The organism is Gordonia sp. L191 (assembly GCF_030077625.1).
Classification (GTDB): domain Bacteria; phylum Actinomycetota; class Actinomycetes; order Mycobacteriales; family Mycobacteriaceae; genus Gordonia; species Gordonia polyisoprenivorans_A.
On the sequence record NZ_CP125996.1, the window covers coordinates 3,069,217 to 3,080,725 of the forward strand.

General features: G+C 64.3%; 19 protein-coding genes. 2 read left to right on the plus strand and 17 right to left on the minus strand.

Annotated elements, in window-relative coordinates:
• Positions 1 to 4: 4 nt before the first annotated feature.
• The 16 genes from QNM97_RS13775 to QNM97_RS13850 form a co-directional block, all read right to left on the minus strand.
• Positions 5 to 1,510 carry a phage portal protein gene (locus tag QNM97_RS13775; RefSeq protein WP_283819017.1) on the minus strand — a complete coding sequence of 502 codons (1,506 nt, stop codon included), beginning with the start codon at positions 1,508 to 1,510 and terminating at the stop codon, positions 5 to 7.
• Positions 1,497 to 1,802 (minus strand): hypothetical protein, encoded by a 306-nt coding sequence (locus QNM97_RS13780; protein ID WP_283819018.1) that lies wholly within the window; start codon positions 1,800 to 1,802, stop codon positions 1,497 to 1,499. The genes QNM97_RS13775 and QNM97_RS13780 overlap by 14 nt, the downstream gene beginning before the upstream one ends.
• A 10-nt stretch (positions 1,803 to 1,812) precedes the next feature.
• Positions 1,813 to 3,492, minus strand: a complete 1,680-nt coding sequence (locus QNM97_RS13785) for a terminase large subunit (RefSeq protein WP_283819019.1) — start codon at positions 3,490 to 3,492, stop codon at positions 1,813 to 1,815.
• A gap of 1 nt (position 3,493) precedes the next feature.
• Positions 3,494 to 3,949 (minus strand): phage terminase small subunit P27 family, encoded by a 456-nt coding sequence (locus QNM97_RS13790; RefSeq protein ID WP_283819020.1) that lies wholly within the window; start codon positions 3,947 to 3,949, stop codon positions 3,494 to 3,496.
• Positions 3,950 to 4,821: 872 nt separating this feature from the next.
• A complete protein-coding gene (locus tag QNM97_RS13795; protein ID WP_283819021.1) occupies positions 4,822 to 5,151 on the minus strand; it encodes a hypothetical protein in 330 nt (109 codons plus the stop codon).
• 230 nt (positions 5,152 to 5,381) lie between these two features.
• Positions 5,382 to 5,696, minus strand: a complete 315-nt coding sequence (locus QNM97_RS13800; protein WP_283819022.1) for a hypothetical protein — start codon at positions 5,694 to 5,696, stop codon at positions 5,382 to 5,384.
• Positions 5,697 to 5,773: 77 nt separating this feature from the next.
• Positions 5,774 to 6,235, minus strand: coding sequence for a hypothetical protein (locus QNM97_RS13805; protein ID WP_283819023.1), 462 nt, complete (start codon positions 6,233 to 6,235; stop codon positions 5,774 to 5,776).
• The gene (locus tag QNM97_RS13810; protein ID WP_283819024.1) at positions 6,235 to 6,471 is read right to left on the minus strand and encodes a hypothetical protein; all 237 of its coding nucleotides are present in this window, start codon (positions 6,469 to 6,471) and stop codon (positions 6,235 to 6,237) included. Before QNM97_RS13810 ends, QNM97_RS13805 begins: the two co-directional genes overlap by 1 nt.
• A gap of 14 nt (positions 6,472 to 6,485) precedes the next feature.
• The gene (locus tag QNM97_RS13815; RefSeq protein ID WP_283819025.1) at positions 6,486 to 6,620 is read right to left on the minus strand and encodes a hypothetical protein; all 135 of its coding nucleotides are present in this window, start codon (positions 6,618 to 6,620) and stop codon (positions 6,486 to 6,488) included.
• An 82-nt stretch (positions 6,621 to 6,702) separates the two neighbouring features.
• The gene (locus tag QNM97_RS13820; RefSeq protein WP_283819026.1) at positions 6,703 to 7,008 is read right to left on the minus strand and encodes a hypothetical protein; all 306 of its coding nucleotides are present in this window, start codon (positions 7,006 to 7,008) and stop codon (positions 6,703 to 6,705) included.
• Positions 7,005 to 7,337 (minus strand): hypothetical protein, encoded by a 333-nt coding sequence (locus QNM97_RS13825; RefSeq protein WP_283819027.1) that lies wholly within the window; start codon positions 7,335 to 7,337, stop codon positions 7,005 to 7,007. Before QNM97_RS13825 ends, QNM97_RS13820 begins: the two co-directional genes overlap by 4 nt.
• Positions 7,337 to 7,513 carry a hypothetical protein gene (locus tag QNM97_RS13830; protein WP_283819028.1) on the minus strand — a complete coding sequence of 59 codons (177 nt, stop codon included), beginning with the start codon at positions 7,511 to 7,513 and terminating at the stop codon, positions 7,337 to 7,339. Before QNM97_RS13830 ends, QNM97_RS13825 begins: the two co-directional genes overlap by 1 nt.
• Positions 7,510 to 7,755 (minus strand): hypothetical protein, encoded by a 246-nt coding sequence (locus QNM97_RS13835; RefSeq protein ID WP_283819029.1) that lies wholly within the window; start codon positions 7,753 to 7,755, stop codon positions 7,510 to 7,512. Before QNM97_RS13835 ends, QNM97_RS13830 begins: the two co-directional genes overlap by 4 nt.
• On the minus strand, positions 7,752 to 7,931 hold the full coding sequence (locus QNM97_RS13840) for a hypothetical protein (protein ID WP_283819030.1): 180 nt from the start codon (positions 7,929 to 7,931) through the stop codon (positions 7,752 to 7,754). The genes QNM97_RS13835 and QNM97_RS13840 overlap by 4 nt, the downstream gene beginning before the upstream one ends.
• Positions 7,932 to 8,241: 310 nt before the next feature.
• Positions 8,242 to 8,457: a hypothetical protein gene (locus QNM97_RS13845; RefSeq protein ID WP_283819031.1), complete on the minus strand. Its 216-nt coding sequence runs from the start codon at positions 8,455 to 8,457 to the stop codon at positions 8,242 to 8,244.
• Positions 8,447 to 10,045: a TROVE domain-containing protein gene (locus QNM97_RS13850; protein ID WP_283819032.1), complete on the minus strand. Its 1,599-nt coding sequence runs from the start codon at positions 10,043 to 10,045 to the stop codon at positions 8,447 to 8,449. Before QNM97_RS13850 ends, QNM97_RS13845 begins: the two co-directional genes overlap by 11 nt.
• Before the next feature lie 483 nt (positions 10,046 to 10,528).
• Between QNM97_RS13850 and QNM97_RS13855 the strand changes: the two genes are divergently transcribed.
• Positions 10,529 to 10,828, plus strand: a complete 300-nt coding sequence (locus tag QNM97_RS13855; protein WP_283819033.1) for a hypothetical protein — start codon at positions 10,529 to 10,531, stop codon at positions 10,826 to 10,828.
• A gap of 8 nt (positions 10,829 to 10,836) precedes the next feature.
• A complete protein-coding gene (locus QNM97_RS13860) occupies positions 10,837 to 11,211 on the plus strand; it encodes a ribbon-helix-helix domain-containing protein (protein WP_283819034.1) in 375 nt (124 codons plus the stop codon).
• Here QNM97_RS13860 and QNM97_RS13865 read toward each other — a convergent pair.
• Positions 11,208 to 11,429, minus strand: coding sequence for a hypothetical protein (locus QNM97_RS13865; protein ID WP_283819035.1), 222 nt, complete (start codon positions 11,427 to 11,429; stop codon positions 11,208 to 11,210). The genes QNM97_RS13860 and QNM97_RS13865 overlap by 4 nt on opposite strands.
• Positions 11,430 to 11,509 lie beyond the last annotated feature (80 nt).

Below are 11,509 nucleotides of genomic sequence, written 5' to 3' on the forward strand. Positions count from 1 at the left end.
TCTCCTACTTCTTTCGCTGCTCGGCCATCGCCATGAGGACGGCGGCGGCGATGTCATTGAGGTCGTCGGGGCTCTTCTGCGCGAGCGCACGGGCGGCTTCGGCGATGGACTTCCCCCGGCCGACTTCCGCTTTGAGATCTCGGACAGCCTTGGCCGACGGGGCGGTGAGTTGCGGAATCTGATGTGTGCCACCGGCGATCGCGGGAACGTCGGTCGTGGGCCCCGGAGGCGCCACGGCGATGCCGTCCGGGTCGTTGAGCACCTCTCCGGTGAGGCGGATCTGCTCGGTGGGCTCACCGAGGGGCTGCTGCGCCGAGTTGGCGTACAACTTGTCAGCCTTGGCGTCCTTGAACCGGCCGAAGCCCATGAGTTCGCGTGCCTCGTTGGGCGTGAGCGCGCCGATCACGACGAGCGCCTGCGCCGAGGTGGCGCGCTGCTCGAAATCGCCTCTGGTGACATCGGCGTCGTCGAAGCGGACCGCCAACTTGGGATCGAAGAACTGGCCCACGTAGAAGTCGAAGGCCGACTCGAACCGCTCGATCACCGGAGCCATGGTGTCCCGGTAGAACGCCCGCATCTGAGAGGCGATGTTGGAGAACGTCGCCCGGGTCAGGTCGTGCACCATCGGCGGCGCAACGTCGTACACCGCGCAAATCTCCTCGCGGTTGAGGTGGCGCGCCTCGATCATCTGCAGCTCCACCGACGTCAACTGCACCGGGGACGCGGTCACCCCATCCTCGAGCACGAGGGCCTTACCGGCGTTCGACGATCCGGCATGCGCCTGATTCCAGCTGTCGCGTAGCCGCTTCTTGCCGTCTGGACCCAGCACCTTGTCGGTGGACAGCACGACGTTCGGACGACCACCGTTGGTCTTCATCGCAGCATCGGCGGTCCGGGATGAGTCCTCGGCGAAGATCGTCGACCGCAGCGGCTCCATCTTCGACAGCCCCCGCTCGGTGCCGGCGGGGTTGTATGAACGGATCGGCACCACTTCCCCGTCACCGAACTTCACCAGCCCTGTCCCCAAGGCGTTGCCGGCCATGAAGAGGTACTCGTGCTTGCCGGTATCGGGATCTCGCCGGACCGCGACCCGCGAAGGGTGCATGGGCATGAGCGTCACCGGAATGCCGTTGTCGTCGAACACGATCGCCAGATAGGTCTCGCCGTAGATGTCGTAGGTGGTGGCCACCCAGGACCAGAACGTGTACGAGTCAAGGTAGTAGCAGGGCTGCGCAATGAGCTTGGCGTATCCCGACTCTGCAGGGGTGACCTGCAGCCGGGTCGGGCCGTCATCGGACCACACATGCATCGGCAACCTCGCGATGGCGTCGGCGCGCTTGTTCACCACGGCCGCCACCCAGGGCTCGGAGCGGTAGATCTCGCCGTAGAGCGCGTACGTGTGCTCGAGTTGGAGCGCGCCGCCGTCCTGATACCAGTAGGACTCGGCGAGCTGCGGAGTGACCTCAGCGAGGGCCTGCGGGGCGATCTGCAGGCCGTTAGCCAGCAGCATGAGGCACCTGGTAGGTCACGATCTGCGACTTCGCCTTGATCACGTCACCTGCGATCACCTGCTTGCCCTCGACGAGCTGGCAGTCGGAGAACACCACATGCCCATCCCGGCCCTGGCCGACCTCTCGGAGGACTCCGGTGAAGACAGGATCGTCTGAGGTGATGACGAGGCGCTGCAGGATGCGCCGACACAGCGGGTCACGCTGAATGGCGCGAATCCGCAGCGCGAGAGCGATGTTCACCGACACCGACGCCGCTACGGCGACAGCGAATACGATGAGCGCGATCAGCATCGGCACCTCCTCACAGGGTCATGACGTCGTTGTCGGCGTAGTACGAGGTCGACGCGGTACCGCGGCCCTGCCAGGCGTTGACCGCCATGATGGCGGCCGGCACGGCGTCGATTCGCTTCGATTCGGTGTCGCGGTTGGGCTTATCAGGACGGATCAGATTCGGGTCGTATGCAGCGATACGGGCCTGCACGGCGTCGAAACACCACCGGGCCAACGGATTCCCATGCCACCGGAACTTCTTCTCGGTCGTGAGTTCCAAGATGCGGTGCATCGAGTCGCTCATGTGCTTGAAGTCGTTGGCGTAGGCGAAAATCTCGGTGTAGAGCCGTTCTTCGAGAGCCTGCAGCACGGGCGCCGACGACCACACATCCATGTCGGCGCCGAGGATGCGGAATCGGCGCGAGTCCTCTTCGATCTGGGCGTAGACCTTCTCGAAGTCGAGGACATCACCCTCGGTGACGGTCAGCCATCCCTCGGTGACGAACTCGCGAGAGAACCGACCCGAGTTGCGCTCGTCGAGCCGCGTCAACGCACCCTCTGGACAGAAGTGGCGCCACACCACGTCGCACGATTCACCGTCCGGGAACAGGTAGCAGATGCTCGTAAGGTCCTGGCGGCCGGCGAGGTCGATCCCCATCCAGCACTCTCGACCGGCGAACTGCTCCATCGTGTCGGGCGCCGATCGGTAGACAGTCCCGCGAGAGCCGTCGAACAGGTGCATCGGCATCCACCGCACAGCCTGGTTGGTCCACTGGTTCTGCTGGAACTGCAGGAATCCGTTGAGCTTCAGCGGGTTGTTCTTCGCCTCGAGAGCCATCTCCCGCATCGACTGCATCGAGAGGAACCCGTCGGGGTTGTCCGGAGTCTTCAGCGCAGGGTTGGCGATTGACCAGTTGTCCTCGTCGAAGGCGTCGGCGTCCCGCGGCAGCGCCCGGATGTAGGCGAAGCAGTGAGGCATGTAGTCGGGATCTTCGGCGACCCGGAGCATCTCGGTGTGCTCCTTGTGCCCGAAGCTCTCGGTGTCATATCCGGCAGTGGTCGCGGCCACGAATAGCGGTTGCACGCGGGCCAGCGACCCCATACCGGTGCGCAGCGCCTCCCACATGCCTCCGTCGTGCCATGCCAGAATCTCGTCGGCGGCGACCGCGCTCGGATTCGATCCGAGCGCGCCGGCCGCGTCGTTCGCGAGGACCTGGTAGATCGAGTTCGAGTTCGTCTTGACGATGCGTCGCTGGCTGGGGATGATCTTGCACAGTTTCGCCAGCGCCGGATTGAACCTGATCATCTGGACGGCTACGTCGAAGATCAGCGCCGCCTGTTTGCGGTCCCGGGCGATCGAGAAGAGCTCCGCGCCGTACTCGCCGTCGCAGAAGAAGACCGTCAGCATGATCGCCGCCAGCAGCTCGGACTTGCCGTTCTTCCTCGCGATTTCAATGAACGCAATGCGGTAGCGACGGCGGTAGCACTCGTGCTCGTCGTCCCACACGACCGTGCCGAACAGCGGCCGGACGATCTCCTCGCGCTGGAAATGCAGGAGCGTGAACGCGGTGCGCGCGAAACGGCCCTTGGTGTGCTTCAGCGCGGTCTCGATGAACCGCTGCGCGTGATCGGCACGCGGGACGCAGAAGTGCTCCCCCACCTCGGTGCAGGTGTGACCACCGAGTGACCGGCCACAGGGTGGCAGGTCCATCTCAGGAGATCAGTTCATCCAGGCCGGAAGAGTCAGGCTCATCGGCGGACGCCAGACGGGTCCGATCGGCCGGTGTGAGACCCATTCGGGCGCCGATCTGCACCATCTGCTGCTGGCACTTCACCATGGCCTGGAAGTACGGCGACACAATGTCGCCGCCGGCGGCGCCCTTGCCGATGTAACGGTCACCGAGGAGGTCGCGGCACTCCTTGTACATCGCCACGGCCTCGCAGTAGACCGAGAACAGGTGCACATCGGCCGGTGTCAGGATCTTCTTGCGCACCAGATCGGGTGCAAGGTCCATCCAGACCCTCTCGGCGCCCTCGGTGAGGCTCCACGGCGGCTTCACGTCGCCGATGGCGGCCGCCGACGGCTCGCGGGGCTCGGACTTCTGCGCGCGGCGGATGTCAATGATCGAATCGACGTCATCGGGCGTCTCTTCACCGTGGCCGCGCACCCGGGCGCGCTCCCACTGGGCCTGCCGACGGCAATCCACCGAGCAGTAAGCGTTCGGACGACCGCGACCGCGACCCTTCACGGGCTTGATCTCGCTCCCGCAGTGCGCGCACGCCCCCGACTTCGGTCCGCGGCCCTCCCGGCACGACTCGCAGCGGGATGGTGGCCTTCCCCGCCCTCCCGGAGGGTCGAAGGTCCGGCCACAATCAACGCAAACATGCTGGTCAGCCATTTTTTCGATCACCTCCCGGTAATTGGGGGAATTTCTGACATTTTTTGAAAAATTGAAAGTGGCACACGGGGAGCTACCAAGCGGTCTTCGAGGGTCGCGCGCAGAGGTTTCGGGTGCCCCCTCCCCGTGGGGGGTGGTGACCTCGGGGTCCTGTGTGGTCCCTCCGGGTGGTGGGGATGGTGGATGGTGGGTCCATCCCGGCGCTCTGTCGGGCTCTCCCGGGGGTCTTCCCGGGCAGTGCGGGAGGGCGCTCCGGTCGGAGATCCCTGCGCTACCCACGGTGGAGGTTCCCTCGACCTTCCTTGCGTCCGGTCTCGGAGGAGTGGTGGGAGTGGCAGAGGGTCCTGCCGTACCGGGGGTCGTCGGGGTTGCGTCCCTGTGCGAGGAGGTCCCGGCGGCTGTGGGGGTGGTGGTCGGCGTGGAGTGTCCGACCGGTGGGGTCTCGGTGGTCGCAGCCGGGGAAGGTACACCGGTAGCCATCCCGGGCGAGGACTGAGCGGCGGAAGGACTGGTGACCATCGGAGGTGTACCCGCGGTCGGCGGCACTGCCTCGTCGTTGTTCTCGTTGTCGTGTGTGGGTGTCACAGAGGTTGCTCTGTGGCGCTGCTCTACGACCGCACTTACTGCATGGTCGAGATGGCTTACTTGGCATCTGGTGGCGTCGTGTCGAGTTGCTCGCTGATCTGGGTGAGCATGTCGTGGGTCTGCGCGTGGAGTTCACGGACCTTGCGTTGTCCTTCGATGGCCTTGTGGCCGGCGCCCGCTGCGATGCCCGCGCCGAGCATGGACAGCACGTTGGTGTAGTTGCCGAGGATCAACTGGGCGTTGTCCGGTACCCACGTTGGGTGACCGGTGAGTGTGGCGATGGCACCGAGCACGACGAGGTAGCAGAACATCACGATGGCGATGATGATGCTGGTCTTGGACGAGAGGAATCGCGGTATCCAGGACAGTGCACGGTTCATGGTCATCCGATCGTGTGGCGTGGTGGTGATCCTCAATGCCAACGTTGGTCCGAGTTCGATCCAGTCAGGGCGTGTCCACTCACCGGTAGTGGGTGGATTGTGCTGTGCCGAACCCACATCAACGACCGGTGGACGGGGAATGCCGTGGACGCTGACGACTCCAGATGCCGGAATGTGGCCAGTGGCGTACGCGCACTTCGGCGTGCCGTCCACCGTGCAACCACAGGAGTAGGTCGTCACAGCCGCTCGGTGGTCAGCTTGGCCATGTCGTGCCGCGTCTGACGCTGAATGCGTGACGCGGCGAGCGCGATTTCCATGAAGTCGGCGTCGTTCATCATCGGACTCACTGAGTAGTCGTTGACGTGCTTGATCTGGCCACCCGATGCCGAGACGTCGCACCAGACCTGCGGGTGAACGGTCGGCAGTGGTGGGACGTCGCCGACGAACGGTGCGGTCCATGAGCGCTGGCGGTGTGCGGCCAGTTCGCCACGCAGGGTGGCGTTCTCAATCTCCAGCTCGCGAATGCGGGCTTTGAGTTCCTTCTTCGTCATCGGTTCCTCCATAACGGAAAGGTGCCGAACCACCCGCGCGCTGGCTACGGACGTGCGGGTGGTTCGGCTGTCGGTGGTCAGGCCGACGTGGGTTCCGCACCGGTGGCGCTGGTGCCGGAAGTCGAGTCGCTGGCCGTGGTCGCCGGTGCGCTCGCGTTGGAGCCATCGGATACGCCTGCGGTCGCAGTCGAGTCAGTTGCCGGAGCGGTTGTGTCGCCGGTCGATGCGGAAGTTGCGGGCTGCGGCAGGGTCGCCACAGCGCTGGTCAAACCCGAGGTTGCGGCCTCGAGTGCGGTGGTGTCGACGGCGGGATTCGCGGCCTTGAGGTTCGCGACCTCGGTGGCGACGAAACTGACGGCCGATGCGATCGCGGTCGCGGCAGCGGTCTCCTCGGCGACTGCGGCGTTGATGTCGTCCTGTGCGGTCATGATGAGCTCCAATCCCTCAACGATGGCGTTGAGGACGTTGCTGATGTGGATGATGTGCGGCTCGCAGCGTTGGGCTTCGAGCCAACTGATGTCGACGCGCTCGATGCGCATCAGTCATCCCCGGAGGGGTCGGTGGCTTCAACTTCTCCGTCGGTGGTGGCCGGAACGCCGGAAGTGTCGCCGCCCAGATGCTCCACGATGCCGTGGACGACATCCGCGGCTGCGCCCTGCGGAAGGTGCTTATCACCGGTCAGGTGCTCCACGATGCTGTTCAGAACGTCCGCGAGATGCAGGATGTGCGGATGGGCGTCGTTGGCTGCCAACCAGTCTCGATCAACCTTCTGCATCAGGACTCCTTCGGTTATGCGTCCATGACGGCCTGGCGTACGCAGCAGTCCTTGGCCTCGAGCAGCTTGCGCAGACCGGCCGACAGCTCGGGGCCGTCGTTGAGGACCTCAGCGAGATCGTGTGCGAGGTCGTGGAACTGCTGCGACACACGACGAAGATGGTCTGTGCGCAAGTGGTCGAAATGGAACTGGTCAAGCAAGTGTCGTGTTGCGGGGTGCATCGGCTGCCTTTCAGTCTGGCCAGACGCCGAGACGGAACTTGGGATCGAGACCGCGGTCCCACCACTCGATCTCGTGGACTTGGTATGTCCAGGAGCCCTGGTTGGTCTCGACGGTGTAGAAGGGCTCCGTGCCGACGATGTTCGTACCGAAGAGCATCAGCGGCGGTGGCGGAACATCTTCGGGCCGAAGGTCTGGCAGCCAGCCAGCCATGTCAAGTGGCACTGGCGCGCTCGAGAAGACGGGCGGCGCAGATGAGATCGTGCCGTACTTGCACACGAACTCATCACCTTCGAGCTCGATCAGGACGGCGGTCATTCGTCGTCATCCACGACTGCTGGTGCGGGCTCTTCTTCTTCGGGAGCGACGTTATTCGCACCCTGCTCCTCGTCCTCGTCGTCGGAGATCACGTTGTTGGGGTTCGCCGTCGGTTGCCCATTGGAGACAGTCGATCCGAGGTTCGGAATCGATCCGGTGACGAACACCCAGGCGTAGGCGTCATCGTCGCCCTTGCAGAGGTTCTGACCGACTCGCGTGTGGTCAGACTTCTTCTCACACAAGGTCGCCGAGTGCGAGTCGTCACAGGCCGACAGAACGGCAACGGCGAGGATGATTCCGCCGATGATCGCGACTGCGCGGCGAATCATCACTGGCCCTTCTTCCAACTGATGGTCATGACGACGGTGCGAGTTCCCGACTTCTGGACGTCGACAGTGGCGCCGGCACGCTGCAGGGTGAGAGTGAACATCTTCAGCAGCGCCTCGACGCTTCCCTGCTTTGGTGCGCGGGGTGCGATGGTCCGAGGCTTCTTGCGGCCGATCATCCGCGTCCCCTGCGTCGCTTCAGCTCGAATCCGGAGACGTACAGGTGGTGGATGATCGCCTCGGCGAGATCCTTCTTGATCTTCATGGTTCCCTGGCCGGCGCCGTCGAGCTGGACGAGACGCATGATCTTCGCGGGCTCTCCACCGCGACCCGGATGCTCCAGGTGGCTCAGGTGGTCTGCGAGGGTTTTCACCGCTCGCTGGTCGAGGTGCGCGACGGGATTCGGGTTCTGGCGGCTCATCGCGGCCTCTTCGGCGTTGCCGCCCAGACGCAGACGTTCAGGCTGTACACCGCGACCATGTACCAGAGCGCGATCGTCACCCATGTGCCGCCGAGCGTGAGCGCGAGAATGGCGACGATGAGCGCTGCGAACGCCAGAAGTCGGCCTGCGATGGTCCCCAGAATCGCGGCGGTCATGCCAAATGCCTTGCGAACGCGAGGTATTCGACGAGAAGGTGGAGGAGAACTGTCATCGGTTTCTCGGTTTCATCGGTTGGTGATCCGCCACGCCGCGCTGCAACTCGGGTCCTGCCCGAACCCGATTCACACCTCGCGCGGAGTTACCGGAAGGACGGTCATGGGCGTGGCATTGCCGCATGAGTAGACGGCGTTGACGCGGCGCGGCGGAAGATCGGGTAAACGCCGCTGATCAGGCGTTTTGGGGACAGCTGTAGTGCTGCAGATCGATTCTCACACACGCAGGGTGAAAACGTCCAAGTCCGAAATGTCAGGTAACGCGGCCCTTGACGATCGCCGCGATCAGTTCGCTCGAGCACCCCACCGCAGACGCCAACGCTCGATAGGTCCATCGCTTCGGATCTTCCTCGCGCAGAACACGAACGAGGCGGTTGCGGGACAGTCGATGCTGTTCCGCAACCGCCTCGGACTCCTTGCTCCGCAGATGGTGCTCTCGCGCCTGCTGAGCGCGAATGTCAGACGTCACCGCGCGCGAACCCCGACAGCAGTTGCGGTGTTGCCGAATCAAATCCGACGACGTCGAGCATGCCGGCGTCACTCGGATCGGCGATCGAGAAGCCGGTCGACGTCATGCCGACGACGACCAGCTTCGCGTCCGGATTCACCTGGCGCCGGTACTGCACGAGCGCCTGGTGGGGATGAATCGGACCGGCCCACGTCTCGCTGTCGGTGTAGATCGAGAACACGTCGACCTTGGTCTTGGTCTCGAGCGCCCAGCGGATCGGCAACGAGCAGTCGGTGCCGCCGAACGGCAGACCATCGGTCATCTTCAGCACGTCGTCGAGACGCTGGCGCGGAGAGATCGGCAGATGCGCCAGCGCGCTGTTGCCCCACCCACTACGTCCTGTGGCCGAGGTGAAGCCCACCATCATGTGCTCCGGCTCGGTCGCCGCGGTCACGAGCGCCAGCGCGGCCGACGCCTCACGGCATGTGATCGGCATTCCAGCGATCGACGCACCCATCGAGCCCGACACGTCGAGACCCAGCAGATGCGCCTTACCCGAGGGCTCGACAGCACCGAAGGCGGCGTAGAACGCAGCATCGAGAGCATCGACGATCTTCCGCGTCGGCGACCAGGAGCTGTCACCGCGCGCCGAGTAGCCAGACCCGTAGGTGCGCTGAGCCACCAGGACGTTGAGCGGATGCACGCGGCCCTTGCGCAGACGATCCGGATCGGCGAGAAGATCGGCCACCATCGAGGTGCGGCCACCCATCGCCGGCAACAGTCCGATCCGAGTCAGACGCGGAAGCTGACGCATCAGTGCAGTCGCCGGAATGCCGTTGTCGAGCAACGCCTCCCAGACCTTCGGATCGGCGAGCGACTCATCGGGCAGCATCTCCCACGAGAGCCCGTACTTTGCCACGAGCTTCGCGGCCTTGTGCGGCTTCGCCTGGACCTTCTCGTAGCCCTCGACGATGCGGGGCACGTTGTCGGTGCGGCCGTGCGTGATGTAGTCGAACAACCCGATCCGAGCAGCTTCGTCGGTGACCGGGTGGGCGAGGCGCAGTAGATCGCGGTGCGACCAGCCCTCGCGCTGGCGGTACTTCACCGCCTGATAGGCCAGCGAGTCGACGGACTTGCCCAGGTACCACTGACCGACGGCGCGGCGCAGTCCGCGACCCCAGCCTCGAAACTGCTCGACGTAGGTGGCGAACTGGAACAGGTGGGTGCCGGTGCGCGCGACATCGGACAACGCGGCGAGCGCGATCCGGCGGCCGTCGTCATCGCCCAGCGATGCGGCAGCGGCCAGCGCGAACAGCGCCTGGTTGTTCTTCGGCGCACGGCCGGCCTGCGAGATCGCGACGATCTCGCGGACGAGGGCCGCGGTATCGGTGCGTGCGAAGTCGAGGACGACCTCGGCGTTCTCGCGGGTCAGCTCGAGGGCCAAGGTGTAGTAGGTGCCGCCGTCGGTGCCCAGGATCAGGAATCGGCGGAGACGCTGAACGGGTGTCACCTGGAAGGTGTAGCCGCCAGCGTTGTTCTGAACCTGGCGCGGGTCAGCCTGATCGAGCTGGCTGGTGCGCTTGGTGTTGATCGTGGTGAGAATGTCCATTCCGACTCCTGAGTATTAATGGCGCAGAACAGAGGTCGCGGGCATGTGTGTATCCTGCCGGATTTACACCGCGCCCCAAGAGGCGTAGTGACGGGACTCGAACCCGCAGTGCCAATTCGATAACCGACTGGAATCCGGCCCGCGACCATCAGAGCATAGGAGGGCGGACGTGTGAGCTCTGATCGGGATTAACATCCCAAGTGATAACCGACCGGAATCCGGCCCGCCCTCTGCTGCTGTGAAGTTCTGCGAGAACGGGCATGTTGCGCCGACCGGGTTTAGCTGCTCTGCCAATTGAGCTACATCCCAAGGGATGACGGGACTCGAACCCGCAACCCGCCCATTAGAAGTGGTAACCGATCGACTCCGGCCCGTTCTCGTCTTCGACTGTAACGCCCGACAGGTGAAAACGTCCAAGTCTTATTTGCCCGGCTCCGAGAAAGTGTGTTGCACTATCGTGGGTAATTGCAGTACACTTACCTCATGCGGATCGCCATCACCCCAAGCGCCCGTCAGCACGGGATCACCGGCGACGAGATCCGCACTGTCCTCGCGTACTTCGCCCTCCGGATCTCCCTCCCGGCGAAGCGTGAGGGCGCGGTGCTGTTCCTGCACATCGGACCAGCGGCCGCCAATGCGCCCTACATCGAGGTCCTGGCCGACATGGCCGACGAAGACGAGGCTGTGGTGTTCCACGCGATGATGCTGCGCCGCAGCCTCGTGAACAACCTCGGGATCGCCGAACTCCTCGGCGATATCACCTATGCGCCACAACGGAAGTGAGAGAGAAGATGGCACGACGATTCACCGATGACGAGTATGCGGAGATGGCCGCAGACTTCGAGGCCAACCCGCCCACTGCCGACGAGATCGTTGGCGAGATCGAAGTAAACCACGCGATCCTGCGCACCGGTCGGCCGCCGAAGACCGCCCCCGCACGAGGGAAGACGCCCACCACATCAGTGCGGCTACCGCAGGAACTCCGGGCACAACTGGAGGTAGTGGCGGCGGCCGAGGGCGTCGCGCCGGCCGAAGTCATCCGCCGCGCTGTTGGCGAGTATGTTGACCTCCGCCTAGCACGGGCGGCATTGGGAACGCGGGCGATGCCTCAGAAGAAGGCCACGGCACAGAAGAAGGCACCACGGAAGAAGAGCGCGCGCAATTAGTCGATGTGCTCCAGGTCCAGCGCGTGGGCTAGCTGCGGAAGTGGGCCGGGGCCAACCAAGTCGGCAAGATGCGGGCTTGGGTCACTGTGGGTTATCGCCACCTCATACCAGCCTTTGCTGAGTGAAATGGAAGGCTCCACAATGCGTCCAGCTACATATCGACCGTCTTCGAGTTGATCAACTAACCTCACCCGGTCACCGACCTTGAACTCGGCCATCACACCCACCCCGCTGCGCGACGTGCCCGTCGCGACTTCCACCATCCAGCGCGATCCCACCGGCGGTAGTGAGCGCGAGC